At 70.9% G+C, this 25,791-nt stretch carries 19 protein-coding genes; 9 read left to right on the top strand and 10 right to left on the bottom strand.

Annotation, left to right across the window (positions count from 1 at the left end; genetic code table 11):
• Positions 1-14: 14 nt before the first annotated feature.
• Positions 15-1,010 carry a DNA topoisomerase IB gene (locus ASG53_RS06105; protein WP_056129744.1) on the top strand — a complete coding sequence of 332 codons (996 nt, stop codon included), beginning with the start codon at positions 15-17 and terminating at the stop codon, positions 1,008-1,010.
• Here ASG53_RS06105 and ASG53_RS06100 read toward each other — a convergent pair.
• The 9 genes from ASG53_RS06100 to ASG53_RS06060 form a co-directional block, all read right to left on the bottom strand.
• Positions 985-1,503 (bottom strand): acyl-CoA thioesterase, encoded by a 519-nt coding sequence (locus ASG53_RS06100; protein WP_056129741.1) that lies wholly within the window; start codon positions 1,501-1,503, stop codon positions 985-987. The genes ASG53_RS06105 and ASG53_RS06100 overlap by 26 nt on opposite strands.
• 80 nt (positions 1,504-1,583) lie before the next feature.
• Positions 1,584-3,203 (bottom strand): GTPase, encoded by a 1,620-nt coding sequence (locus tag ASG53_RS06095; protein WP_056129739.1) that lies wholly within the window; start codon positions 3,201-3,203, stop codon positions 1,584-1,586.
• Positions 3,203-5,674, bottom strand: coding sequence for a dynamin family protein (locus ASG53_RS06090; protein WP_082543825.1), 2,472 nt, complete (start codon positions 5,672-5,674; stop codon positions 3,203-3,205). The genes ASG53_RS06095 and ASG53_RS06090 overlap by 1 nt, the downstream gene beginning before the upstream one ends.
• Before the next feature lie 49 nt (positions 5,675-5,723).
• Entirely contained in the window at positions 5,724-7,406 is a 1,683-nt protein-coding gene (gene ettA / locus ASG53_RS06085) for an energy-dependent translational throttle protein EttA (RefSeq protein ID WP_056129736.1), read from the bottom strand.
• Positions 7,407-7,583: 177 nt separating this feature from the next.
• Positions 7,584-8,186 (bottom strand): single-stranded DNA-binding protein, encoded by a 603-nt coding sequence (locus tag ASG53_RS06080; RefSeq protein ID WP_056129731.1) that lies wholly within the window; start codon positions 8,184-8,186, stop codon positions 7,584-7,586.
• Positions 8,187-8,419: 233 nt separating this feature from the next.
• Entirely contained in the window at positions 8,420-10,009 is a 1,590-nt protein-coding gene (locus ASG53_RS06075) for a GTP-binding protein (protein WP_156382678.1), read from the bottom strand.
• A gap of 1 nt (position 10,010) precedes the next feature.
• Positions 10,011-11,666, bottom strand: a complete 1,656-nt coding sequence (locus tag ASG53_RS06070) for a GTPase domain-containing protein (protein WP_235533847.1) — start codon at positions 11,664-11,666, stop codon at positions 10,011-10,013.
• A 64-nt stretch (positions 11,667-11,730) separates the two neighbouring features.
• Entirely contained in the window at positions 11,731-12,648 is a 918-nt protein-coding gene (locus ASG53_RS06065) for a tyrosine-protein phosphatase (RefSeq protein WP_056129724.1), read from the bottom strand.
• Between the two features lie 329 nt (positions 12,649-12,977).
• A complete protein-coding gene (locus ASG53_RS06060) occupies positions 12,978-17,519 on the bottom strand; it encodes a DUF7927 domain-containing protein (RefSeq protein WP_156382677.1) in 4,542 nt (1,513 codons plus the stop codon).
• A 431-nt stretch (positions 17,520-17,950) separates the two neighbouring features.
• Between ASG53_RS06060 and ASG53_RS06055 the strand changes: the two genes are divergently transcribed.
• The 8 genes from ASG53_RS06055 to ASG53_RS06020 all read left to right on the top strand — a co-directional run bounded on the left by ASG53_RS06055 (position 17,951) and on the right by ASG53_RS06020 (position 24,935).
• Positions 17,951-18,712, top strand: a complete 762-nt coding sequence (locus ASG53_RS06055; RefSeq protein WP_056129719.1) for an AfsA-related hotdog domain-containing protein — start codon at positions 17,951-17,953, stop codon at positions 18,710-18,712.
• On the top strand, positions 18,705-19,373 hold the full coding sequence (locus ASG53_RS06050) for an HAD family hydrolase (protein WP_056129716.1): 669 nt from the start codon (positions 18,705-18,707) through the stop codon (positions 19,371-19,373). Before ASG53_RS06055 ends, ASG53_RS06050 begins: the two co-directional genes overlap by 8 nt.
• A gap of 66 nt (positions 19,374-19,439) precedes the next feature.
• On the top strand, positions 19,440-20,060 hold the full coding sequence (locus tag ASG53_RS06045; protein WP_056129713.1) for a hypothetical protein: 621 nt from the start codon (positions 19,440-19,442) through the stop codon (positions 20,058-20,060).
• A gap of 1 nt (position 20,061) precedes the next feature.
• Positions 20,062-20,844, top strand: a complete 783-nt coding sequence (locus ASG53_RS06040) for an SDR family oxidoreductase (RefSeq protein ID WP_056129710.1) — start codon at positions 20,062-20,064, stop codon at positions 20,842-20,844.
• Positions 20,845-20,888: 44 nt separating this feature from the next.
• Positions 20,889-21,998 carry an MFS transporter gene (locus ASG53_RS06035; RefSeq protein WP_162246134.1) on the top strand — a complete coding sequence of 370 codons (1,110 nt, stop codon included), beginning with the start codon at positions 20,889-20,891 and terminating at the stop codon, positions 21,996-21,998.
• Entirely contained in the window at positions 21,995-22,816 is an 822-nt protein-coding gene (locus tag ASG53_RS06030; protein ID WP_056129706.1) for a hypothetical protein, read from the top strand. The genes ASG53_RS06035 and ASG53_RS06030 overlap by 4 nt, the downstream gene beginning before the upstream one ends.
• A gap of 241 nt (positions 22,817-23,057) precedes the next feature.
• Complete coding sequence (locus ASG53_RS06025) at positions 23,058-23,858, top strand: carboxymuconolactone decarboxylase family protein (RefSeq protein ID WP_056129703.1); 801 nt, start codon at positions 23,058-23,060, stop codon at positions 23,856-23,858.
• An 18-nt stretch (positions 23,859-23,876) separates the two neighbouring features.
• Positions 23,877-24,935, top strand: coding sequence for a 3-oxoacyl-ACP synthase III family protein (locus tag ASG53_RS06020; RefSeq protein WP_082543822.1), 1,059 nt, complete (start codon positions 23,877-23,879; stop codon positions 24,933-24,935).
• Between the two features lie 303 nt (positions 24,936-25,238).
• Here the strand turns inward: ASG53_RS06020 and ASG53_RS06015 are convergent, their stop codons facing one another.
• Positions 25,239-25,691 (bottom strand): ATP-binding protein, encoded by a 453-nt coding sequence (locus ASG53_RS06015; protein WP_056129700.1) that lies wholly within the window; start codon positions 25,689-25,691, stop codon positions 25,239-25,241.
• Positions 25,692-25,791 lie beyond the last annotated feature (100 nt).

Raw genomic sequence — 25,791 nt, 5'->3', positions numbered from 1 at the left:
GTCAGAATCGTCCCATGCCTCGCCTCCGCCGTGTCACCGTCTCCCAGCCTGGCATCTCCCGCCGGCGCAGCAGGAGCGGCTTCAGCTATGTCGACCCCTCGGGTCAGCGCGTCGAGGACCCCGAGGTGCTCGAGCGCTGCCGTGACCTCGTGGTGCCGCCAGCCTGGGAGCAGGTGTGGATCTGCCCGTACCCCAACGGGCACGTGCAGGCCTACGGGATCGACGCTGCCGGGCGCGGCCAGTACATCTACCACCCGCAGTGGCGCGAGCGCCGCGACAGGGCGAAGCACGACCACGCCCTCGAGGTCGGGTCGAGGCTCCCGGGGGCGCGGGGGCGGGTCACCCGCGACCTCCAGCTGCCCGGCATGCCGCGCGACAAGGCCCTCGCCGCCGTCTTCAGGCTGCTCGACGTCGGGCTCTTCCGCCTCGGCGGCGAGTCCTACGCCGCGAAGAACGACAGCCACGGCGTCTCGACCCTGCTGCGGTCCCACGTCACCGCCCGACGTGACGGGACGGTGCGGTTCCAGTTCCCGGCGAAGTCCGGCAAGGACCAGGACATCACGATCGAGGACCCCGACGTCCACGCGGCCGTCCGGACCTTCCTGCGTCGTCGCGACCCCTCCGACAGGTTGGTCGCCTGGCGCAAGCCCGGCAGCCCCGCGACGTGGCACACAGTCTCGTCTGCCGACGTCTCCGGCTACGTCAAAGAGCGCCTCGGCTCCGACGCGAGCGCGAAGGTGTTCAGGACCTGGCACGCCACCGTCCTCGCGGCCCAGCTGCTCGAGGCAGCCGGTCCCGCGCCCTCGTCCGACCGCAAGCGCAAGACTGTCGTCACCGGCGTGGTCCGCACAGTCGCCGGCGAGCTCGGGAACACCCCGACGGTCGCCCGCGCGTCCTACATCGACCCGCGCCTGTTCGACCTGTGGGAGCGTGGCTCGACCATCCCGCCGTGCAGCACCCGCTCGGCCGCCGAGGCTGCGGTGATCAGGCTCCTCGGCGACGGAAGCTGACGGGCTCCCCGACGAAGGGCTCCCACGCAGCGCGCTCGTGAGGAGCGATGCGGCGCGGTGAACCCGTCGCGGCCGAGACGAGGACGATCGTGGTGACGGCCCGCGCGACGGGTCGTGCGGTCGACCCCGGGCCCGATCGCCCGGTCGGGCTCGCGTCGTCGTGCACCTCGTAGCAGACGTCGAGGCTCGCGCCGCCCATGTGCCCGATCCACATCTCGACCCGCACAGGTGTCCTGGCGAAGCCGAGCGGCCGCAGGTACTCGATCTCCTGACGGGCCACGAAGGTGTGGGAGGAGGCACCGGGACCAGAGTCGAGGACGGCTGTCGGCCAGGCGTCGTGCGCGGCGGCCGGTGACGCCTCCTCTGCAGGATGCGCCCAGAAGGCCGTGATCCGCGCCTCTTCGAGGATGCGGAACATCTCGACGTTGTTGACGTGGCCGTAGGCGTCGAGGTCGGACCACCTGAGCTGGACGGGGACGAAGAGACGAGTCACCCGACAAGTTCAGCACACCTCGGGTGGGACCTCGCGACGCTGCCCAGCGCCAGCCGACCCCCGGACGGATGCTGGTCCGGTCAGCGGGCAGCGAGGGCCGCAGCCGCTCGGCACTCGTCCAGGAGGTGCCGCTGGGCCTCGACAGGCTCGACGACCGACAGGCTCGCGACCGCCGAGACCTGGACCCGCAGCCGCCGTTCTGCGCGCCTGGCCGCCCTGTTCGCGCCGATGTAGGACAGCAGACGTGCGATGAGAGCGAGGATCACGCCGAGCAGCAGCCCGACGACCACCAGCAGCGTCGGGATGGGGTATCCCTCGATGTCCGGCGAGCTCGCCACGGGCAGCTGGATGAAGGAGAGCACCGCCAGGCCCGCGAGCCAGAGCACCCCGACGAGCAGCACGGCCACCGCGGCCCACTGCACGGCCGACGCGACCGACCACCAGCGGGGACGCCGCTCACCGTCGAGCTCGGTCCGTGCGACAGCCTGGTCGAGGGCGTCGGGCAGCCCGTCGTCCCGGACGAGTGCGCGTGTGGCCAGCACCCACGGGCCCGGCGCTCCGGCCGAGGCACCGTCGACGTACTCCCGGACGGCTGTGTGGGTCTTGGCAGCCATCGCCGCGTCCATGGGCGGCAGAGACGTGCGGCTCAGCTCGGTCCGCACGTCCCGGCGCAGCAGGTTGAGCCGCCGCAGAGGGTCGGAGCGCAACCGTCCGACCCACCGTGTCAACGGCCACCCCGTGGCAGCCCGGGCACGCAGCAAGGACGACGCACGGACCGCGTCGACCACCACGTCAGCACGTGCCGCGTGCAGCAGCGCCGTCGTCAGCTCGCCTCGCGCTGCGGCCCGGTTGCGCATCTCGCGCGCGGGGCCGCACTCCTGCGAGACACGCTCGGCAGCGGCCCGCACGTCGGCGAGCAGTCGTGAGGTCGCGGCCTCGCGGGCGGCTGCGGCCGAGGCCACGAGCGAGCGCAGCTCGCCCACGCCTTGTCCGGTGACAGCGGAGAGACCGATGACGGGGCACGACCCGAGCCCGTCCTGGGCGGCGAGCCTCCGCAGGTCCGCCAGGCACTGGAGCTGGTCGACGTGCGAGAGCCTGTCGATCTGGTTGAGCACCAGGACGACGACGCCGGCATGACCGGCAAGTGGGCGCAGGTACTGCTCGTGGAGGACAGCGTCGGCGTACTTCTGCGGGTCGACCACCCAGACCAGCAGGTCGGCACGGTCCACGAGGAGGTCGGAGCGCACCCGGTGCTCGACGACCACGGAGTCGTGGTCTGGCAGGTCGAGGAGGACCAGACCCTGGTTGTCGGCTCCGGGCTCGAGAAAGGTCCGCAACGGGACGTCGAGCCAGTCGAGCAGCCGGGACGCTGCCTGCGCACCCTGCGGGTCTGCCTCCCAGACTGCCGCCATCGCCCGCGAGGTGGTCGGCCGGCGGACCCCCGGGGTCGCCAGGTCGTGCCCGGCGAGCACGTTGAAGATGGAGGACTTTCCCGACCCCGTCGAGCCTGCCAGCGCGACGACAGTGTGGTCGACCGACTGGTCCAGCCTCGCACGGGCGTGCGCAGCGACCTGCTCACCGCGCTCGACCGTGGGTCCGTCGAGCCATCCGCGCCCGGCCTCGAGAGCACTCTCGAGCGCCTGGACGCGCAGGGTCAGCGCCTCGCTCCGGCGGCGGCCAGAGGTCGCGAGAGCCCGCATCAGCGCGGACCTTCCCGGTCGTCTGGTGCTGGTGCTGGTGCTGGTGCTGGTGCTGGTGCTGGTGCTGGTGCTGGTGCTGGTGCTGGTGCTGGTGCTCGGAGAGTATCGTCCCGTCGGGGCGCGTCTGTGCCGTCGACGTCGCCTGAGCGGGTCTCGACGACGGTCGGACCGTTGGCCGGTGAGCCTGCCTCCGGCCAGCCGTTCGGAGCCGGCGGGACCGGGGGCTGCCCGGCGTCCTGACGGTCCGCCCGACGGTGCCAGAACCTGCTGAGCATGCCGCGACGTGCGGGAGGCGACGGCGGTGGTGGTGGCACCGGAGCAGCGTACGGGCTCTCGACGATCTCGAGGTCGGCCCCACGCAGACGTCCGACCCGCACCCGCTCGTCCGCCTCGAGCGTCCCACCTGCGCCGGCGCTCGCGCCGACGACGTGGCCGCCCGTGACGGCTCCGTCGAGCGGCACCGTCGTCGGGTGCAGCGACGGGGTCGCCCGACCGGTCCGTCCCTGGGCTGCAGCGCGCTGGACGGCGTACGCCCGGGCCCTCAGCTCCGGGCCCGCACCTCGACCCAGGCCCTCTGTCGAGCTGGCCCGGTCTGTCGAGCTGGCCCGGTCCGTCGAGCTGGTTGGGTCCGTCGTGGTGTCACTCCCAGGGCGGGTGGTGGACCCTGACACCTGTCCACCACCGTCGGACGTCCCGCCCTGACCGGTCGGGGTGCCGCTCTCCCCGGCACCGAAGGCCTCGTCGATCCGGGAGGTGAACCGTGCGGCCTCGGCGTCGAGGAGCACACGGACGCGCCGGGTGAGCAGCCCGTGCGCGTCGCGCGCGAGCGAGCGCACGGCGTCGTCCCCGAACACACCTTCGAGGAGACGCTGGGCGAGGAGCACCGACCCGCCCGCGATCCCGACCTCGGCGCCGGTGAGCCCTCCGGTCGAGGCGAAGACCACGATCATGAGTGCTGCGCCGATCCCGTTGACCCCGACGGCCAGGACCCGTGCCCGTCCGCGCTTGGAGGCACCGCGCTCGGACACGAGGGCGAGCACGTCACCCTGCCAGCCGCGGACCTGCTCCGCGAGGTCCTGGCGCAGCGTGCCCGAGGCCCTCGAGAGGTCGAGAGAGGGGCCCAGCGCGGCACCGGCGGTGTCGTCCTGCCACGCCGAGTAGGACCGTTCTGCCGCTCGGTCCGCGGCGTCGAAGACGATCGCCTCGAGGTTGCTGCTGATCGCGACCGCAACCTTGGGCGCGCTCCCTGGGCGGCCGCGGAAGAACCCGCTGACAGCGTCACGGACGCGGCCGATCCGCTCTTCGACCCCGCGCATGAACTCACCGGTCCCGACGAAGTCCTGCCAGCGTGAGAGCACCTCACCACGCAGCATGGACCCGTCGGAGGTCGACGTGCTGATCTCGCGCGCCGCCTCGTCGTATGCCCGCTCGACGGTCCGCCGCAGGGCAGAGGCCACGGCGTCCTGGGCGTCGGCAGCGTCGGCGAGCACGAGCGCCCGGCCGACGAGGTCGTCCACGACCCCGTCCCGGGTCGCGGCCACGACGGCGTCGCGGGCTGTCGCGTCGCTCCCGACAGCAGTCAGCCAGCGCGACACCGGCGCGACGAGGCTGACGGGGAGCAGACCGTCCACGAGGGACGTCTCCCGGATCACGAAGACCGGGGCGTGACCGAGCCCGCGCGCGGCGAGCATCTCGCGGAGGTGGTCGGCGACGACCTCCGCCCCGGGGTCGATCCTGTCGACGACGATCGCGACCTGCGCGCGTCGGGAGGCGCCCTCGTCGAGGAGCTCCCACGGGACGGCGTCGGCGTAGCGGGCGGCCGTGGTGACGAAGAGCCAGAGGTCGGCCGCGGCCAGCAGCTGAGCGGCGAGCTCTCGGTTGCCGGCGACGACCGAGTCGACGTCGGGGGCGTCGAGGATCGCGAGACCGCGCGGCAGCGCCTCGGACGGGACGAGGCGCAGAGAGCGCGAGGGCCTGTCGTCACCGTGCGGGCGACGGTCCGGGCTGCGACCGGGCCCCGACGCGCCGTGCGGGGGTGGGGGCGGCACGCTGGACGGGGTCCCGCCCGTCTCGCGAGCGAGGTGAGGGAAGATGCGGTCGCTCGTGAACCCCTCAGTGTCGAGCGGGTGGTGGACGAGGACCGGCGACCGGGTCGTCGGGCGCAGCGCTCCGGGTGCGGTGACCCGCTCTCCGAGGATCGAGTTGACGAGTGTCGACTTGCCGGCGCCTGTCGACCCGCCGACGACGACGAGCATCGGTGCGTCCTGCGACCTGAGCCGCGGGAGCAGATAGTCGTCGAGCTGGTCGAGGGCCTTGGTCCGCTCAGCCCGCGCCCTCGGAGCGGTGACCGTCTCGAGCGGGAAACCCGCCCTGTGGATCGCGGACCGCAGGTCCGTCAGAGACGACACCAGGTCGACGACGACACGATCGTCGTCGTCGACCTGGTCCGCGTGCGGCGATCCGTCTGTCATGGATGCAGTCTGCCGGAGTTTCCCCTGGTCCACACCCGTGGCGGACAGATCAGTCGCGGGTGAGCTTGCGGTGCGTGACGCGGTGCGGACGTGCGGCGTCGTCACCGAGGCGCGCGACCTTGTTCTCCTCGTACGAGGCGAAGTTCCCCTCGAACCAGTACCAGGACGCGGGGTTCTCCTCGGTGCCCTCGTAGGCGAGGATGTGGGTCGCGACCCTGTCGAGGAACCAGCGGTCGTGAGAGACCACGACGGCGCAGCCCGGGAACTCCAGCAGAGCGTTCTCGAGCGAGCCGAGGGTCTCCACATCGAGGTCGTTGGTGGGCTCGTCGAGCAGCAGGAGGTTCCCGCCCTGCTTGAGGGTGAGCGCCAGGTTCAGACGGTTGCGCTCTCCACCGGAGAGCACGCCTGCGGCCTTCTGCTGGTCCGGGCCCTTGAAGCCGAAGGCGGCCACGTAGGCCCGCGACGGCATCTCGACGTTGCCGACCTTGATGTAGTCGTTGCCGTCGGAGACGACCTCCCAGAGCGACTTCTTCGGGTCGATGCCACCACGCGACTGGTCGACGTAGGAGATCGAGACCGTCTCACCGATCTTCAGCTCGCCGCCGTCGAGTGGCTCGAGGCCGACGATCGTCTTGAAGAGCGTCGTCTTACCCACACCGTTCGGGCCGATGACACCCACGATGCCGTTGCGCGGCAGCGTGAAGGAGAGCCCGTCGATGAGGGTGCGACCGTCGAAGCCCTTGTTGAGGTCGTTGGCCTCGATGACCACGCTGCCCAGACGCGGGCCCGGCGGGATCTGGATCTCTTCGAAGTCCAGCTTGCGGGTGCGGTCTGCCTCGGCAGCCATCTCTTCGTAGCGCGCCAGACGAGCCTTGGACTTGGTCTGGCGGCCCTTGGCGTTCATCCGGACCCACTCGAGCTCGTCGGCGAGACGCTTGGCGAGTTTGAGGTCCTTCTTGCCCTGGACCTTGAGGCGCTCGCCCTTCTTCTCGAGGTAGGTCGAGTAGTTGCCCTCGTAGGGGTACAGGCGTCCGCGGTCGACCTCGCAGATCCACTCCGCGACGTGGTCGAGGAAGTACCTGTCGTGGGTCACGGCGAGGATCGCACCGGCGTAGGAGGACAGGTGCTGCTCGAGCCAGAGGACCGACTCGGCGTCGAGGTGGTTGGTGGGCTCGTCGAGGAGCAGCAGGTCGGGCTTCTCGAGGAGGAGCTTGCAGAGCGCCACGCGGCGGCGCTCACCACCGGAGAGGACCTTGACGTCGGCGTCCGGCGGCGGGCACCGCAGCGCGTCCATCGCCTGCTCGAGCTGCGCGTCGAGGTCCCACGCGTCGGCGTGGTCGAGCGCCTCCTGGAGCTCTCCCATCTCGGCGAGGAGGGTGTCGAAGTCGGCGTCGGGCTCAGCCATGAGGGCCGAGATCTCGTTGAAGCGATCCAGCTTGCCCTTGATCTCTGCGACGCCCTCTTCGACGTTGCCCAGGACGGTCTTCTCCTCGTTGAGCGGCGGCTCCTGCAGGAGGATGCCGACGGAGAAGCCTGGAGACAGGCGTGCCTCGCCGTTGGAGGGCTGCTCGAGCCCCGCCATGATCTTGAGGATGGTCGACTTGCCGGCACCGTTGGGGCCGACGACCCCGATCTTCGCTCCGGGGAGGAAGTTCAGCGTCACGTCATCGAGGATGACCTTGTCGCCGTGCGCCTTGCGCGTCTTGTACATGGAGTAGATGAACTCAGCCACTGGCTCTCTGTCCGCCTCATGCTCGTCGGGCGCAGGAGCGGGTTCGCTCGCGCGCAGTTCTAGGGGATGCCCGCCGCTCGCCGCACGACCGCAGCCCCGACGACGACGCACGACTGGTGCGAGGTCGAGAGGAGACCACGGGGCCGAGCGACCCGGCGGGATGCTCGACCCCCCAGCCTACGCGCTCATGGCCGGGGCCGTCTCGGAGGGCTCCGACGCCGACCTGTCGACCTGCGCACGGCTCCCGTCGACGAGCCACGGGTCCTCCGCGGACGCGTCGAGAGGTGCGGCGTCAAGAGGTGCGGCATCAAGAGCGTCGAGAGGTGAGGTGAGGAGAGGGTCGAGCGGTGAGCCGCCGGACGGCGTCGAGGTGCTCACCTCGGCGCCGGTCTGGGTGACGGCCTCTCCCCCGGCCTGGTGGACCGTGTGCCGGAACGTGGCCTGACCCCGGGTGAGGTCCGGGCCGAGCGCATCAGCCTCGATCACCAGCGTCGTCCGGGGCCCGTCGGGCGACTCCCACACCTCGGTCGACAGGGCACCGTGGACGACCACGGGGTCGGACCTCCGCAGGGACTCAGCGACGTTGACAGCAGCGCTGCGCCACGTCTTGACCGTGAACCAGGTCGTCGCGCCGTCGACCCAGCTCTCCTGGGACCTGTCGAAGTAGCGCTTCGTGCTGCCGAGACGGAACACCGTGAACGACGTGCCGTTCTGCGTGACGACGTGGCGTGGCTGGGTCCCGACCCAGCCGGAGACGGTGATCTTGCTGTCGATGCTCATAGGTCCTCCACGACTGCGGACGTCCTGGTCGGACGTCGAGAAGACCGAGCATCGCGCGACCTGGTTGCGCCCGACGAGGAGTCTGCGGGGCACTGTGGACGACGGCTGTCTAGACGCCCCTGGGGACGAGCCACAAGCCCAGAGCAGGCACCGACGAGGGCACCGGTCCTCGAGCGTCCAGGCCCGTGGAGCACAGCTCCACGACGGCCTGACGACGAGATCTCGACGAGGAGCTAGCGCTGCGCGAGGCCCGTCCCGGCGGCCGCAGCCGACCCGCTGTCCCGGACCGAGAGCGCCGACTCGCGCACTGTGCGGTGCTCGTCGAGCACTGTCTGCGCCGGTCGCGCGAGCGTGGTCTCCACCGTCGACCGCAAGGCGTCGAGTGCTGCGGTCTTGACCTTCTCCGCGCGCTCGTCGGCCGCAGCCGCGCGCGTCCGTGACCCGACGATCAGCAGGACGACAGCCACGAGGACTGCGGCGCCTGCCGCAGCCCCTGCCACCGCACCGAAGGCAGCCTCCACGTCGACGACCCCCGCGACCACGAGGATCGCGGCGACCGCGAGCACCACGGCCACGCCGAAGACCCACCACGCAGCCTTGCGCAGGCTCGTCGCCCTCGCAGATGGCGAGGCGTCGACAGGGACGGCCTCGAGGGCCCCGAGCAGCGCCGCGGAGATCGCGTCCTGCTCCGGGACGGCCTCGTCGAGAGACTGGGCCCAGGCAGGCTTCATGCCGTCTGCCACCTTGCTGACCCACCGGCTGCGGATCACCCGGACGGCAGACTCTTGCGGGCTGCGGAACTCCGGTGCCCGGGTCGCGGTCCGACCCGAGCGGACGCTCGCGCGGACGTCGTCGACGACAGCCTGCACGCCGACCGCGACGGCGACGCGGTCGACCTCGCCCGGCACCAGCGGACCGACCTGCTCGAGGACGGACGCGGGGACCTCCTCGGCGATCCGGCGGCCTTCTCGGTCGAGCTCGTCGGCGAGACGGCGCGCCGCGACGCTGCGGCGGCTGACAGCCTCGCGCAAGGTCTCCCGGAGCTCGTCGATCCCCTCACCGGTGCGCGCAGACACCGCACGCACGTCGACCCCGACCAGACCGTCTTCGCGCAGGAGACGCGAGACGTCGGCGACGAGGGCGTCACGGCCAGCAGCCGCGACGGTGTCGATCTGGTTGAGCACCACGATCATCGACGCCTCGGCACCGACGAAGGACTGCAGGTACCCGGCGTGCAGCGCCTCGTCGGCGTACTTCTGCGGGTCGACGACCCAGATGAGCAGGTCGACGAGAGGCAAGATCCTGTCGACGATCTCCCGGTGCGCGGAGGCGATCGAGTCGTGGTCGGGCAGGTCGAGGAGGATCAGCCCCGCGAGGGACTCCTCCTCGGCACCGTCGAGCTCGGTGCCGCGGCTGATGCGGCGCTCGGTGTCCACCTCGAGCCAGTCGAGCAGCGGGGTCGCGTCGTCGCTCCAGGCGCAGGCCGTCACCCGGGCCGTCGTGGGGCGGCGCACCCCGACGTCGGCGAAGGTGAGCCTGGAGATCGCGTTGAAGGTGCTCGACTTTCCCGAGCCTGTGCCCCCGGCGAGCGCGACGATCGTGTGGTCGACACCGAGGGCGAGCCGCTCGTCGGCCCCGGCGAGGACAGAGCGTGCATGGGCGGCGACCTGCGGGTCGAGCCTGTCTCCGGCGACCTCGAGGGCGTGCCGCAGGTTGGCGACGTGCTCGGAGTAGCGCGCTCCGTCCGTCGACGCGGTCTCGGCCGTACGGCGGGCGGGGCGGGTGTCGGACGGGGTCACGGTGCGCTCCTGTGGAGTGGTCATGTCAGGTCAGCTGGGCGAGCTCTGCGAGGCGGACCCGCAGGCCGATCGCCGCGTCGTCGGCCAGCGCGGGGTGGTCGAGCGCGGTCTGGACGGGGACACCCTGCGCGAGCACCGCGGCCTCGGCGGCGTCTGCGAGCCTGCTCGTCACCTCAGGGCTGAGGTCACGTCCGGCGTTGCCGAGCAGGCGTCCCAGCAGGTCTTCGGCGGCGGCCAGCCCGACCGCCGAGGCGAGCAGCAGGGCGGTGAGGCCGTCCCGCCCGAAGGCGCGGACCGCCGCGGCGTTCTGCTTGCCCTCGGACTCGTCGATGCGCTCGATGTCGGCGCGTGCTGCGGCGACCCAGGCGTCGACGGCCTCGAGCGCGGCCGCGTCGTCCTGGGCCTCCGTGACCTCGGGGACCAGACCTGCACCACCCGGGAGCGGCTCGAGGGCGTCCCGAAGGGCGGCGCGGGCGTCAGCCGTGGCGACCGTGAGGATCGCCGTGGCAGCCTCACGGACCGTCTCGGTGAGGGCCTCGAGGTGCTCGTCGCGCGAACGACCGCGGCGGGCCGAGCCACGCGCGAGGCCCGAGCGCGAGATCGCCTTGTCGAGCCTGGCGGGAGCCGTGAGCTGCGACCACCGGGTCTCGACGGCGCCGAGCGAGAGGCGACCGGACTCGACCACGAGGCGGGTCGCCTGCGCGACGGGCGGCAGGGCGGCGTCGGCGGCCCGGCGCAGCCGGACGGCGGCCGCGTGCTGGGCCTCGACGTGGCCGCTGAGCTCGTCGACCCACGGCGGGAGCGCCGCGAGCGAGCCGCGCAGCGTGCGCAAGATGACAGAGCGGGCCCTGTCGGCGCCGCCGAGCGTGCGCAGCCAGCGTTCGATCGGGGCGACCGACGACGCGTCGAGCAGTCCTTCGTGGGGACCGGCGTCAGGGACCACGAACAGCGGTGCGCTCTCCATCCGGTGCTCGCGCAGCCTGTTGAGGAGGTCACCGCGGACCGTGGTGAGCGAGGCCTTGGGCGCGCGGTTGAGCACCATCGCGACTGTCGCACCGCGCTCGACGGCACCTTCGAGGGTCCGCCAGGGCAGGGCGTCACCGTAGCGGGCCGCCGTGGTGACGAAGAGCCAGAGGTCAGCGCCCTCGAGGAGCCGGCTGGCCGTCTCGCGGTTCTCGTCGAGGACGGAGTCGAGGTCCGGTGCGTCGAGCAGGGCGATGCCCCGCGGGACGTTCACGTTGGCGACAGACCGCACGGCACCCACGAGCGGGGTGCCCTCGATGACCTCGGCGTCCTGCGGGTTGTAGACGACGACGGGCTCGCGGGTGGTCGGGCGGATCACCGACGCCTCGGAGACCTCTTCGTGGAGCAAGGAGTTGAGCAGGGTCGACTTGCCGGCCCCTGTCGAGCCGGCGATGACCACGACGGCCGGGCTGGAGAGCTCTTTGAGCCGTGGGAGCAGGTGGTCGTCGAGCTGGTCGACAAGACGCGAGCGTTGACCTGCCGCCACGTCTGATCCCTCGATCGACAGCGGGAGCTCGACCGCGGCGACGTCACGGCGCAGGTCTGTCACCACGTCGAAGACCGTGACGTGCGGCTCGGCGACGTCGGCGCTCGACCCAGACGGCTGCGACGACGGACCTGCCGACCCCTGGGACTGACGACCGCTGCTGATGCTCACCCGACGATTCTCGCCCGCAACGGTGGTCAGGCCAAACGCGCGCGCCGGGTGAGGCCTGCCGATCTCACCCGGTCTGGCCGGCATGCTGGACGAGGCGTGCCCGCACGGCGGCCAGGACGTCCGGGGTGACGCCTGCTGCCTCGGCGTACGCCTCGAGGGAGCCGTAGGTGTCCTCGACGGCGTCGAGGGCGGTCCGGAGGTACGAGGGGCGGACTGTCGTGAACGCTGCCCAGAACGCCGGGGGCACCCCGGGGACGTCCGGGAGCGTGGCCGCGAGCGTCGGGGCTGACGAGGCCGACCTCAGGTACTCCTCGAGCACGTCGTCCCGCGAGACCCCGCAGAGCAGCTGGACGACGGCGACGACCCAGCCCGTGCGGTCCTTGCCTGCCGAGCAGTGCACCAGGACGGCTCCGGGCTCGGAGGCGAGGACCTCGAAGGCTCCCACGACGGCCTCGAGCGCGGCAGGATCTTCGGCGAAGCCTGCGTAGAGGCGGTGCATGAGGTTCTCCCCCGCCGCAGCGGGGTCGTCGCTGCTCGCGAGGCGCGCGAGCATCTCGCGCGGGTCGGCCGGAGCTCCCTGGGCCCCGGCGCCCTCGGGCTCGGCGTGCGAGCGGCCGAGGTCGCCGAAGGGCAGCCGGACCTGGCGGGTCCCGGCAGGCAGCACGTCGGCCCCGTCGCGCTCGACCTCGTGGTCGCCCCGCAGGTCCAGGACCGCAGAGACACCGAGGCGCTCGAGCGTCGCGACACCCTCGCGAGCGAGAGTGCTGAGCGAGGCAGAGCGGAGCAGCACCCCGCCGCGCAGCACCGGCCCTGGTCCTGCGTCACCCGCGGAGCTGCCGGCGCTGCTTCCCCCAGGCTCGCCAGGTGCGGACGGACGACCGACGTCACGGGCGTTCCACGTCCCGGCGAGGTCGAGCACCGGGTGGTCGTGCGTCACGGTTCCTGCGGTCGGGGTCGCGCTCGCCTGTGCTGCCTGGTCCATGCGTCTGCCTCTCGTCGGCCGGTCGGTCGTCCTGAGACCACCCTGGCACGCTCCGGGCACTCGCGAGCGGTGAGGGCCGACGACCACGGGGCTGGACCTCGCCGTCCGGGTGCGCCCACGGGGCGTCCCAGGAGCCGAGCCGCCCGACCGGGTGCTCCGAGACAGGTACCGCGCGCACGACGACCGAGGCGCACCTGCGCAGGCATGCACCGCGGCACCTGCGCGGGCGCGCACCGGTGGCGGGGACCCAGGTGCTCGTGGGGCCCCGCCACCGGTGGTCGGGCTGCGTCCGCAGCCCGACCCTCACCGCTCCGGCACGCCGCCGGCCGCTACAGCCTCCCGTCCCGCGTCAGCCCGTCACGCCTGCGGCGGCTCCCGACGAGCATCGCCCCCAGGGCGAGCAGACCGGTGCCCAGCAGGGCCGCCGCGCCGATCTCGGCCCCGGTGCGAGGCAGGTACGACGGCGAGGAGACGACACCTCGACCACCGCGGGGCACCGCGCCGGACGCCGGGGCCACCGTGGGCGGGTCGACGACCGGTGGGTTGGCGTCGCAGTCCGGGGTCGCCGGCGGGTAGACGAGGGTCGACCCTGTCGACGGGTTCACCCGGACCTCCACGACGGTCTCGCCGCGCAGCTCGTAGAACGGGGCTGCAGGGTCGAGGAACCATGTGCCGTCTGCCCTCTGCGTCCAGCCGGGCCAGGCGACGGGATCACCGTCGGCGTCGACAGCAGCACCGGGCCACAGCTGTTCGCCCGTGATGGTGTCACCCTGGACCCAGCCGTCGGGCAGCGTGACCCGGTCGACCTGCGAGGCGCCGTCGGCGAGGAGCGCTGCGGTGTCGGCAGCACCGATCGTCACGTCCCGGGCCTCGTAGGCCGCTGCGGTCCACCAGATCAGGGCGACGACAGGGTCTCCCACGACGTTCGACGGCGTGACCTCGTACGAGACGTACGGCGTGTCGTTCACGCAGACCGCGAGCGCCGTGACGGCCACGGACTTCACGGGGACCGTGTCGGTCGCGCAGTTGTCTGCGAGGTCGGCGTCGAGCCCTGCCGAGGAGACGCAGGCGGTGTTGACGATGTCGTCGTGGGCGCCGCCCGGGACGGCCCGCGGGACGTCACCGACCAGGACCGCGTAGGTGAAGGTCGCGACCTCCCCGGCGGCGAGGTCGCCGTCGGAGCTGGCTGTGAGCAGCCCGTCGACGATCTGCGCCGTCCAGCCTGCGGGTACGACCAGCGTGCCCTCGACATAGTCGACCGAGTCCGGCAGCGGGTCGGTGACGACCACGTCGGCGGCGGGGTCGACGCCGACGTTCGTGACCTCGACCGTGTAGTCCAGGCGCTGGCCCGAGCCGGAGTCGACGGCGTCGTCGACCACAGCCGCGTGGGTCTTGGCGACCGACAGGTCGACCTCCCCCGTCGGGTGGTCTGTCTCGCAGCCGTTCTCGACGAGGGCCTGGACGGCTCCCGCCAAGAAGGTCGCGGCGGCGAGCTCACGTCCCACGGGCGGCAGCTCGGCCGGGCAGCGCCCACCGGGTGTACCGGCGGTCACGACGTTGTGGAGCGTCCCCGCGGTCTCGACCTCGGAGACGACGACCGCGTACTGCACGGTCACCTCGTCGCTTCCGACGACCAGGTCGGGAAGCTGCCAGGTGAGCAGCCCGGTCTCGGCGTCGAGGGTGAGGCTCGGGTCGAGGGGCTCGACGAGCGTCGCGTCGTCGAGCACGTCGGTGAGGTCGTCGACAGCTGTGGCTCCGAGGACGTCGACCTGCCCGTCGTTGACGGCGTGCAGGGTGTAGGTGACGGTCTGGCCCTCGGTGACGACGGTGCCGTCGGCGGGGTCGCTCGTCTTGGACAGCAGCCACGAGGGCGGCGGGGGGACGTCGTCGTTGACGAAGACGCAGGTCACCGAGTCGAGCGCGGCCAGGTTGACCGAGGTCGCGGGGACGAAGGTGTCCCCTGGGCCTGTGCTGCACTCGAGGGAGGCGAGCGCGTAGCCCTCGGGTCCGGACTCGGTCAGGTCGTAGACGGTCCCGGGTCGGACCTGGACCGTCACACCCTCGGTCGAGCCGGTGACGCTCTCGGCGACGACGTCGTCAGGGACGTCGCCCGTGGGGGTCGCTGTGAGCGACCAGTCGGCGGGCTCGGCGGTCCCGGTGTCGTCGTTGACGACCTCCTTGACCAGGGTGAGCGTGGCCGACTGGTTCACCGAGGTGCACCGGACCCGGAACCCGAGCGGGACGGTGACACCGCCGTTGATCCCGTCGTTGAAGCCTGGGACCACTGTGCCGTCTTCGGTGACCTGCTCGCACTGCCACGACCCTGTCGAGGGTGGGACGAGCACGGCGCCGGGCCGGATCGTCTGCACGTAGCGTCCGTCTCCGGACTCCACGAGCGGGTAGCGCACGCCCGGGGTGACCAGGGCTGTCGCGCCGGGAGTTCCCGTCGCACCGGACGGGCCGGGGAGGGACCCGTCCGGTGCGACGGCGTCTAGGGCCCAGTCGGTGGGCTGAGCCGGTCCGCCGGCCACCTGCTTGACGAGCGTGAGCTCTGCCTCGCAGGTGACGGTGTTGGTGACCGTGAGGCGGTTGCCGTCTCCGGCCTCGAGGGTGATGGTCGACGGGACGGGGAGGTCGACCGTCTGGCCGTCCTGCTCGGTGATCCGCGAGCCGGTGACCTCGCAGAGGTCGCGACCGGTGATCGCGGTGGTCTCGGCGACCTCGACCTGCGCCCCCTCGACGAAGCCGTCGCGCGGGGAGGACCAGGGCTGCGGGGTCTCGTCGACCGTGAGCTGGGCGGCGAGGCCGATCGGCTGGTTGCCCTCGGTGTAGGTGGTCCCGTTGACCACCCACTCCTTGTCGACGGTCAGGCTCGCCTGCGGCTGCGGTGCCCTGTTGTAGACGGTGCAGGTGATCGCGGCCGTCGCCGGTGCGTCGACGCTGAAGCCGAGCGCGTCGTCGGGGTCGTTGGTGACCTCGACGGGGTCGCCCGTGGCGATGTCCGTGCACACAGCCCGTTTCGAGGCCTGCGTGACGAGGGTGAAGCCGTCCTTCTGCTGCTCGGTCACGGTGACCGTCGCCGTCGACGACCCGCCCGCGTACTCGAGCGGGAAGTTCACGGCCCCCGTCCCGGAGACCGTGGTGCCCGACTGCTCGGACGGTGTGACGCCGGGGCTCGAGGTGCTCGCCTCGAAGGTCCAGCCGCCCGAGGGGGTCGCCCCCGTGACGGTCTCGCCTGTGGTGGAGGACGGGACGACCTGCTTGACGACGCTCACCGACCCGTTGCACGTGCCGAGCGCGAGGTCGCGCAGGGCCTCTCCCGCCTCGGCGTAGTCGTCGGTCTGGTAGTAGTCCGACCCGGCGGCAGGACCGGAGATCGCGCGCAGGTTGTCGGGGGCACCCCCGAGCCCGTCGCCGACACCGACGGCGATGATCCTGGTGCCCTCGGCCTTGACGGCGTTGGCGGAGAAGATGCCGTTCTCGACCTCGCGGAAGCGGGTGAGGTCACCCGGGCCCTCGTGGGCCGCGTACACCGTGGGGTTCCCGTCGGTGAGGACCACCGCGACGTCGAAGGCCGTCGACGAGGCCGCCACCTGGTAGAGGCCACGGTCCCAGTTGGTGTCAAAACCAGCGGTGTAGCTCGCGATGCGGTTCTTGACGGTCTGCGCACCCGCGGGGGTCGAGACCGGGGTCAGCCCGAGGTTCGCGCCTGTCGCCGCCGGGGCGTTGTCGGCGAAGGTGAAGAGGGCGACCGAGCTCGGCGTCCCCGTGAGCGAGTCGACGAAGGTCGAGGCTGCACCGCGCATCTCGGTGATGTACCGGCCGACGGACCCGGAGAGGTCGACGACCAGCGCGACACGCAGCCCGCACTGGGCCGGGAGGCCCGGGTCGGCGAGCGAGCTCTGCCAGATGCCACCCGAGGCCGTGAACCCGCGTCCCGAGCTCACCATGAAGTCGGTGGTCGAGGTGTAGGTGGTGCCGCCGCGGAGCTGGAGGCCTGTGCGGAACTGGTAGGTCTGCGACGTCGTGTCGCCGCCGACAGCCAGAGTCGCGTTCGCGAAGTAGCCGCTCGGCGCGGCGCCGGCCTGCTTGACCCAGAACCTCGCGTCACGGTTCACGCCGCCGTCACCGGTCTCGGGGACGACAAAGCTGCAGTCGCCGGTCGCGTCAGAGACGCAGGTCGCCCACGGCTCGAGCCTCGGGGTCGTCGCGCCAGCGGTCCCCCCGTCGAAGAGCTGGAGCGTCACGCCGGCGAGCGGGGACACCTGGGTCAGGGTCGTGCGGATGCCGCCGACCTTGACGGTCACGACCGACTGGGTGGTCGTGGGGTCGGGCACCACGGCAGGGACGACCTCGTCGTCGACCGCTGCCGCGGCGTCTGGGACGCCGGGCTGCGGGGCAGCCGAGCGGGACTGGGGCGCAGGAGCCGGGGACGTCGGTGTCGCGGGCTCGTCGGTCGCCGGGTCAGGGACCGTCGGCTCAGGCGTGGTAGGTCCGGGGGCTGCCGGTCCGACAGGCACCGGGTCGACGGGTGCGGGCTCGGCAGCCGGCGGTGCGGGGTCGACGGGCTCTGGAGGTGCGGGTTCCTCCACGACCGGCGGCACAGGCTCCGGCTCGACGACAGGAGCCGGGTCCGGCACCGTCGTCTGCGCGGGGTCGACCGCAGCGAGGTCGTCGGGGCTCGGAGCGCTCGCGGCGGTGCGAGGGGTCTCGACGAGCTCCTCGGACGCCGCCGCAGGTGCCGGGGGGAGAGCAGCGCCGCTCACCACACCCCCGAGCACGAGCGACGGGACCACGACGACGGCGAAGCGTGCTCTGCCGGCGAGGGACCGTAGTCCTCCCCCGGCCAGACTTCCTGCTCTTCTCTTCATGATCGACCTTCCAGCGACAGTGACTCCGAGACGTCTTGCCTGTCGCCGACGCTAGGCCCGGGACCGCCCTCGGACAGGGGCGACGAGGGCAACCACCCCCCTCCTCACCCGGATTGCACCCGGAGCGATCCCGGAGGGGTAAGAGGCGTCACCCTCCCCTCACCCCATCGCCGTGCGGCGCGGCCGTCGCCGACCGTCGATGGGTGGACGAGCGCCACCCGCGCGGCACCCTGCGGTCACCCCGGTCCCGTCCCGGCCTCACCCGTCTGGGCGGTTCTGCGCCCGGCGGGTCACCCCCGAACATGGTTGACACCGGAGACAGATCGGACGTATCGTCCATATAGCATCCAACCAGTTGGTTACTTCGGTTCGACCGCGACCTCTCGCGGTTGCAGCCGAGGTTGAAGGTCCGGCAGAGAGGCAGGTTCACGATGACGCCGAGAGGCGCAGAAGTCGTCGCGGTCGTCGGGGACAGGTTCGAGGGCATCGCTCGGCTCGACGGCGTCCTGACGCTGACCGAACTGTTGAGGCTCGCAGAGGACGAGCCTGAGGTCCTCCCCCGCACGATCGTCATCGGTCAGGGCGTGAACGGCTCAGACCTCGCAGAGCTCAGCACGGTGATCGAGGAGTCCGGTCACGTGCCGCGCCCCGAGATACGCCACCAGCCGCTGAACCTCGTGTCGCGGTCGGCCAGCCACAAACGTCGGTCTCAGAACGTCCTGGTCGCCAACCTCAGGTCAGCAGGGACGTTGACGACCACGGCCGACCTTCGTCTCGAGAACGACAACGAGCTGCTCCTGGACCACCAGACGGGTCAGCACGTCCAGGGCATGGTCGTGGTCGAGGCATCCCGGCAGATGTTCCTGGCCTCGACGCACTGCCTGCGGTTGATCGACGGTCTTCAGGACCCGTACTTCGTCATCGCGTCCATGGCCACCGAGTTCCACTCCTTCCTCTTCCCCCTCCCGGCCTCGCTCCGCTTCGAGACCACCGAGCCGGACCGGTCACGGCCGGAGTCAGCCGGCTTCGTCGCTGTCATCGAGATCGAGCAGAACGGCGTGAGCGTCAGCACCACACGGGTGGGCTACACAGTGTTCGCCGGTGCACGCATCCACCAGATCGAGAGCAAGAAGGCCGAGGGTGCCGTGAACGCACAGATCCCTCGTCGAGCAGCCGGAGCGGATCGTGCCTAGGCCGCTCCTCGCCTTCTTCGACGTCGACGAGACGCTGATCCGACCGAAGAGCATGTTCTCCTTCCTGGACAGGGTGCTGCTCCAGCAGGGGTGGTCGTCCGACGACCGCAGCCATGCCGTGAGCCGCTTCAGCAGGCTCGCCGAGACCGGGGCACCGCGCGAGCAGGTCAACGCCGCCTATTACAAGGCCCTTGCCGGGCTCAGCCACAGCTGGGTGCTCGAGCTCGGGAGGACCTGGTTCTTCGACGAGGTCGCCAGCGGCAGCTTCTTCCACGAGCCCGTCCTCGACGAGCTCATGGGCCTTCGCGCTGACGGGGCCGCCGTCGCTCTCGTCTCGGGGTCCTTCGAGGCCTGCCTCGCTCCGGTCGCTCGTGCTGTCGATGCCGAGCACGTCTTGGGTTCGGAGCCTGCGACGGCAGACGGCGTCTACACGGGCGAGATCGCGGTGCCGATGATCGGGGCCGCAAAAGCCGACGCCGCTCAGCAACTGATCGAGGCACTCGGCATCGACCGTCGACGAGTGCGCGCCTACGGTGACCACCTCAGCGATGCGCCGCTGCTCCGTCGTGCTGGTGAAGGCGTCGTCGTGGGATCGCAGCCCGACATGCGCCGACTCGCAGCCATCGAGGGCTGGAGACACCTCCCGCTCGAGAAACCCTGAACTCCCGAAGTCCGCTCGATCTCCATCGTCCGCCAGTTCCACCATTCTCCCCAGAAGGGCACAGAGATGTCAGCTTCGACCATCCAGATCACCGAGCTCCCCCTCGTCGAGGGCACGCTCCCCGCAGCGAGGTCCGCATGGAAGGGCCTGCTAGCGGGGTCCCCCGACGACGTGAGGCTCTACGAGCGAGAAGACGGGACGACGCTCCTGGAGATCCGGGCCTACGAGACCTGGCCCGACCTCGGCGCTACGGGGCTCGAACGCCAAGACCTGTGGGACGCGTTGGCAACGTGGGCCGCCGGCGACTTCCGCCGCGAGATCCTGACCCGGATCGAGGAGCCGAAGCCGACGGCTGGCCCACTGCCTGAGACCGAGCACCTCGAGCTGCGCTACGTCGAGGTACGCCCGCCGAGGTACGAAGACTACAGGGCGTGGCGAGACGAGACGATCTTCGACGTCGTCCGCACCTCCCCGGAGATCTCGACCTTCTCCGCCTATCACACGGTCATGACGACCCGGCCAGGAGTGCTCTTCCTCTCGGGCTTCGACGGAGACCCAGGGGTCTACCGCTCAGTGTTCTCCTCGGACCGCTACAAGGAGATCGTCCAGGCTGCGGGTGACAACTACATCACCGGTGGCAACCACGGGCTCGCCACGAGGATCTACACCCGGGTCGGGGGGATCTGACGTGCCCGGACCCGTCATCATCTCCGGAGCCACGGGCGGGATCGGCAGCGCCGTCGCATCGACCTTCGTCGCCCTGGGCACCCCGGTCGTGCTGCTCGGCCGTCGGCAGGCGACGCTCGAGGCTCTCGCGAGACGGCTCCAGGTCGACGCCGCCCCAGGTGCTTGGATCGAGACGCACGAGGCCGACATCAACGACTCCCGCTCGGTCGACGCCACTGCCGCCACGATCGTCGGACGCCACGGCGCCCCGGGGACCCTGGTGCACGCTGCCGGAGACCATCCGGTCCGCCGCCTCGGCGAGTCGACCGACGCGGAGTGGCTCGAGGCGATCCAGGGCAAGCTCCTCGGGGCGGTCCGTCTGATGAGGGCTTTCGAACCCTCGATGCGCTCGGCAGGCCGCGGCTCCGTCGTCCTGGTCCCGGGACTCTTCAGGTCAGAGCCGTCCCCCCTCTTCCCCATAGGGAGTGCCCTCAACGCGGCGCTCGGTGCTGTTGCCAATCCGGCGTCGAGAGGCCTCGCCCCAGACGGCGTCAGGGTGAACCTCGTCGACCCGGGCCCGGTGTCGACAGCACGGTGGTTGCAGACGTGCGCGGAGCTGGCTGAGCACAGCAGCTCGACCGCCGAGGAGATCGATGCGAGCGCCAGGTCCGGGATCCCGATGGGGCGCCTTGCGAGCCCCGAGGACATCGCCGGCATGGCGCGATTCTTGTCCTCCGACGACGCCTCGTACATCACCGGCGGGTCTTTCGTCGTGGACGGCGGACTGTCAGCGGGGCTCGTATGAGACCGTCCCATGTCGTCGTGGCCGCCGACGCCACCGCAGTGTCCGTGGCAATCGTCTACGTCCCCCAGACGATCTTCCCCGAGTTCGCCAGCGACCTGGAGATCTCCGAGGTCGCGGCCCGTGATGCGTTCACGGCATCGGCCCTGAGCTATGCGCTGGCGTTCTTCGCCTTCGGACCGCTGTCCGACGTCTACTCTGCTCGTGCGCTGGCCTCGTCCGGAGCCGTCGCCACGGCTCTCGCCGGCGGGTTGACCGCACTCACCACCAGCTTCCCGATGTTCGTCGTGGCAGCCGCGGCGACAGGGGTCTGCGCAGCGAGCGTGCCCTCGGCGATGCTCGCGCTCGCGGCTCGCGCCGGCAACGGACGGACCGGGCGGTCCTTCGGGGTGATCCTCGCAGCAACCGTCGCAGGGATCACCCTCGGTCGAGGTGTCGGGGCACTCCTCGCAGGGTCTGTCGGCTGGCGGTGGACCTACGTCGTTCTCGCGAGCGCGATCCTTGTCGCGGGCCTCTCCAGCCTCGCGCTGCCCCGTACGACCAGCCGCAGCCAGAGCGTCGTCAGGGCCTATGCCGCTGCTCTGACGATGATTGCTCGGCCCGACGTGCTCCGCTTCTTAGGAGTCGGAGGGTCTCTCTTCTTCGGCTATCTCGGACTGACCACGGTCCTCACCCTCCGCCTGAGCGACCCGCCCCTGTCGTTGGGTCCCAGCGCGATCGGTGCGATCAACCTGAGTGGGCTGATCGCGCTGGCAGGGGCACCGCTCGCAGGTGCCCTGGTCCCGAGGCTCGGGGCGAAGAAGGTCTCGCTCCTCGGGCTCTGCCTCTGCCTCGCCGGGACGGTCGCCGTCAGGCTCGCCACCGACGCCGTCGGCGCGACGCTCGGGCTGCTGATCCTCTACCTCGGGGTCTTCGCAGCACAGCCAGGGCTCATGGTCCGTCTCACCCAGCTGGTGGGGGTCGACCAGAAGGGGTCTGCCTCGGCGTCGTACTTCCTCGTGTGCCTGCTGGCCGGGAGCTTCCTCGGGTGGCTGTGGCAGGACCACGGATGGGCACTCGTCGTCGTCGCCTCCGCAGCAGCAGTCGTCCTGACGCTGGTCTTGGCCAGCACGACGAGCGATACCAGGGCCCTCCGAGCACGAGGAGCAACACGATGAAGACCCGCGACTTCGAGCTGACCGCCACGACCCAGGGTCCCCTCTACCCTCCGAGCGAGGCGATGGACCAGCACGGGAACTTCGTCGTGGTGGGGAAGGTCAACCGACCTGGTGCGCTCGGGGCAGACGCTCGCTGGGGTGCCGCCATCGTCGCAGCAGACCCTGCACCAGACTTCGGCACCCACCGACCGCACAGGGTGCTCGAAGAGCTCGACCTCGGGGACGACGCCCGAACAGGTGAGATCGTCCTCCACACGCTGCCGCTGCCACTGCCCTCCAACAACTACGCGATGCTCTTCGCACCCGAGCAGAGGCTCGATGCGCACACGGTCCACAGGCCGAGCGTCCCGCTCCACGCTGTGCGCTACCCAGACGAGCGCCTGTCCGACGGACCCAGACGCCTGCCACCTATCACCCTCCGGACCTGGTTGCAGGCTCGAGGGACGGTGACGGTCCGATGGGTACCGAGCGACCCGGCGGCCGAGTTCGAGCTCACCATGTCGGGACTCCTCCCGGACAGCCTCTACACGGTGATGACCCTCAAGGCCTGGGACCTCAGAACGGAGAACCCGACAAGACCGGGTCCGCTCGGAATCCCGAACGTCTTCATCACCGACCGCCACGGCTCCGGGCACTACGTCGCCAGGCTCCCCGCCCCCTTCCCGAACCAGGGGAACCGGGTCATCAACGTGGTCGTCCTCTGGATGTCCGAGCAACGCAGCCACGCCGGTGCCATCGGGCAGTTCGGGCTCGGAGGCGATGTCCACGCGCAGCTCAAGCTCGCAGACAACACCTTCTTCGACATCCACCCCACCTGAGACAGGACATCCATGCCGATCATCTGCCTCACCACCTGGGACGGTCAGACCGACGAACAGGCACGCGCCCTCATGACAGCTCAGACCGCGACCACCAAGGAAGTCACCGGGGCCCCCTGGACAGGATCAGCGTCTACATCCAGGAGATCCCACGCGACCGGTGGGCCGAGTCCGGGAGCCTCGGATCCGATCCGGACTTTCCCTCAGCATCACGACAGCACTAGCAGGAAGGACGACGACGATGATCACAGACGAGAGGTACCTGCGCGGCAAGCGTGTTCTTGCCGAGGTCGAGAAGAGCGCCGAGGGATCAGTCCTCGACACCGTCAGAGGATTCAGCCCGGACCTCGAGAGACTTGTCGTCGAGTTCGGCTACGCCGACGTGTTCGACAGACCAGGGTTGTCTCGCTCCAGACGTCAGCTGGCGACGGTCGGGGCTCTGGCCGCGCTGGGGAACGCGCCCAGCCAGCTCGGGTTCCACGTCGGCGGAGCGTTGAACGTCGGCTGCACGCCTGAGGAGATCGTCGAGGCCCTCGTCCACGTGTCGATCTACGCGGGCTTCCCAGCGACCCTCAACGCCGTCACGACAGCACGGGAGGTCTTCGCCGCACGGGGTGTCGAGCTCTCGACCACACCGCACCAGACCGCCCCTGCGGAGCGGTTCGCAACCGGTTCGAGGCTCCTCGAGCAGATCGACGGGGCGGGCGGTGCGGCAGTGGTCGACGCACTGGCCGACATCGCACCAGACCTCGCACGCTTCATCGTCGAGTACTCCTTCGGAGACGTGTACGCCAGGCCGGGACTCTCCCTCCAGGAGCGTGAGCTCGTCACGGTCGCGGCGTGCATCGCGCTGGGCACCTGCGTGCCCCAGCTGTGCCTGCACATGCATGGGTACCTCAATGTCGGCGGGACAGCCGACGAGCTGATCGAGGTCGTCATCCAGATGACCGTCTACGCAGGCTTCCCAGCAGCGCTGAACGGCCTGAACCATCTCCGAGGAGTTCTCACCGAACGTGAGTCCTCCGCCACCACCGCAGAGTGAGGCCCGCACGTGAAGACGATGCACCGCCCAGACGGCCACGGCCCGCTGCTCGCTGAGCGCGGCCTGACCCTAGAATTCGCACCGACCTCCGTCCCGCCGCAGGCCGTGAGCATCATCGGCACAGGCTCGTACGTCCCCGAGCGTGCCGTCTCGAACGACGAGGTGGGCGGCCCTGCGGGTGTCGACGACGCCTGGATCCGGCGCAAGACGGGGATCGCCTCGCGACGCTGGGCGGATCCGTCTTCCGCGACGAGCGACCTCGCCGCCCGGGCGGCCACCGCAGCGCTGAGAGACTCCGGAGTCGACCCGTCGGAGATCAAGCTCCTCGTGGTCGCCACGTCGACGCCGGACCACTCACAGCCGCCCACGGCGGCGATACTCCAGGACATGATCGGCGCGGAGAACGCTGCCGCGTACGACCTCAACTCCGTCTGCAGCGGTTTCGAGTTTGCGCTCAACTCAGTCACCCAGCTGATCGCTACGACCGGTGGTTACGCCCTCGTGGTGGGCGCAGACCTGTACTCGCGCATCCTCAACCCGACCGACCGGAGGACTGTCGTCCTGTTCGGCGACGGTGCGGGCGCGGTCGTCCTAGGTCTCTCTTCGGAATCGCCGGGGCCCACGGTCGTCGCCGGCAAGATGTGCACCTACGGGCACCTCTCGGACGTCATCCAGGTACCGATGGGGGGTTCTCGCCTCCCCTTCGCCGGAGATCCGACCGACGAGCTCCGTTACTTCCAGATGGCTGGGCGGGACGTCCGGAGCTTCGTCACCACGACGCTCCCCGGAGTGATCCGCGCTTTCCTCTCGGAGGTGGGAGTCGACCCCAGAGAGGTCCGTCACCTCATCCCCCACCAGGCGAACGGTGTCATGCTCGACGAGCTCGTGACGGCGATGGGGTTCCCCGACCTCACGCATCACCTGGTCGTCGAGAGGTATGCCAACACCGGGTCGGCATCCATCCCGCTCACCCTGGACATCGTCCGCCGAGAGAGCCGGGTCACCGAGGGCGACCTCGTCCTCATGGCGGGGTTCGGCGGTGGCATGTCTGTCGGCCTGACGCTCCTTCGCTGGTAAGCCGGCTGCCGGGACCGCAGACCCACCCATGACCGAGGGCTGCGGCTCGGGCGACCACAGCCTGGTGCTCCCGACAGGACTCTGACATGCGCCCCCAGCGAGAGGGCTCTTGCTCTCGCCACCGACCGACGGGGCGTCCGGGGCCGATGTCAGACCTGCTCCGCCAGAGCACCTTGCGCGCAGCGCGGGGTGCTCTAGGCATCGAACACCCTCTGATCGTCCTCCGAGCGAACCCTTCGTCGACAGCCTCGTCGGGCATGGTGGGGAGTCGACGCGGCGCCGGTCTGCGCCGACGAAGCTGCGTCAGGCGTCGGAGCCGTCGTCGCGCCGCTCGTCGACCGGGAACGACGCCCAGATGTGCTTGGTCTCGTCCCCCGAGTACCAGCCGACCCGGGCTGCGAGCATGTCGGCGAGGACCAGCCCGAAGCCCCCCTCCCCAGCGCCTCGCCCGCGAGCGATGGCCGGGATGCTGACGGGGTCGTGGTCCATCACGTCGAGGACGTAGACGCCGTCGCTCAGCAGCCTGACGACTGTCGGCGGACGACCGTGCTTGATCGCGTTCGTCGCGAGCTCGCTGCAGACCAGGACCATGCCCTCCGTCAGCTCGCCGTGCGCGGCCGCCTGCTCAGGGTGGGACTCGAGGAGCGCCTCCGACAGCTCTCGCCGGAGCCTCCCGAGCTCTGAGACCGAGTCGAGCGTCCAGGTCTGGACGGTCTCGAGGTGCTGCGGCAGCGGGGCGAGCGGGATCGACGGCATGCACTCTCCAGGGTCTGACGAACCCTGCGCGTCGCGTGGAGCCCCCAGACAGGACCTCGGGGCGGCGCGCAGGCGTGGACGTGGGCCGAGGGCGGAACCC

It is taken from the genome of Sanguibacter sp. Leaf3, assembly GCF_001425965.1.
GTDB lineage: Bacteria > Actinomycetota > Actinomycetes > Actinomycetales > Cellulomonadaceae > Sanguibacter > Sanguibacter inulinus.
The sequence above is the reverse complement of the archived record's forward strand: the minus strand, read 5'-3'. Positions and strand labels throughout refer to the sequence as shown.

Coding starts and splice junctions, on each gene's coding strand:
- ASG53_RS06105 (WP_056129744.1), top strand. CDS start 15: ATGCCTCGCCTCCGCCGTGTCACCGTCTCCCAGCCTGGCATCTCCCGC.
- ASG53_RS06095 (WP_056129739.1), bottom strand. CDS start 3,203: ATGCGGGCTCTCGCGACCTCTGGCCGCCGCCGGAGCGAGGCGCTGACC.
- ASG53_RS06090 (WP_082543825.1), bottom strand. CDS start 5,674: ATGACAGACGGATCGCCGCACGCGGACCAGGTCGACGACGACGATCGT.
- ASG53_RS06080 (WP_056129731.1), bottom strand. CDS start 8,186: ATGAGCATCGACAGCAAGATCACCGTCTCCGGCTGGGTCGGGACCCAG.
- ASG53_RS06075 (WP_156382678.1), bottom strand. CDS start 10,009: ATGACCACTCCACAGGAGCGCACCGTGACCCCGTCCGACACCCGCCCC.
- ASG53_RS06065 (WP_056129724.1), bottom strand. CDS start 12,648: ATGGACCAGGCAGCACAGGCGAGCGCGACCCCGACCGCAGGAACCGTG.
- ASG53_RS06060 (WP_156382677.1), bottom strand. CDS start 17,519: ATGAAGAGAAGAGCAGGAAGTCTGGCCGGGGGAGGACTACGGTCCCTC.
- ASG53_RS06055 (WP_056129719.1), top strand. CDS start 17,951: ATGACGCCGAGAGGCGCAGAAGTCGTCGCGGTCGTCGGGGACAGGTTC.
- ASG53_RS06045 (WP_056129713.1), top strand. CDS start 19,440: ATGTCAGCTTCGACCATCCAGATCACCGAGCTCCCCCTCGTCGAGGGC.
- ASG53_RS06030 (WP_056129706.1), top strand. CDS start 21,995: ATGAAGACCCGCGACTTCGAGCTGACCGCCACGACCCAGGGTCCCCTC.
- ASG53_RS06025 (WP_056129703.1), top strand. CDS start 23,058: ATGATCACAGACGAGAGGTACCTGCGCGGCAAGCGTGTTCTTGCCGAG.
- ASG53_RS06020 (WP_082543822.1), top strand. CDS start 23,877: ATGCACCGCCCAGACGGCCACGGCCCGCTGCTCGCTGAGCGCGGCCTG.
- ASG53_RS06015 (WP_056129700.1), bottom strand. CDS start 25,691: ATGCCGTCGATCCCGCTCGCCCCGCTGCCGCAGCACCTCGAGACCGTC.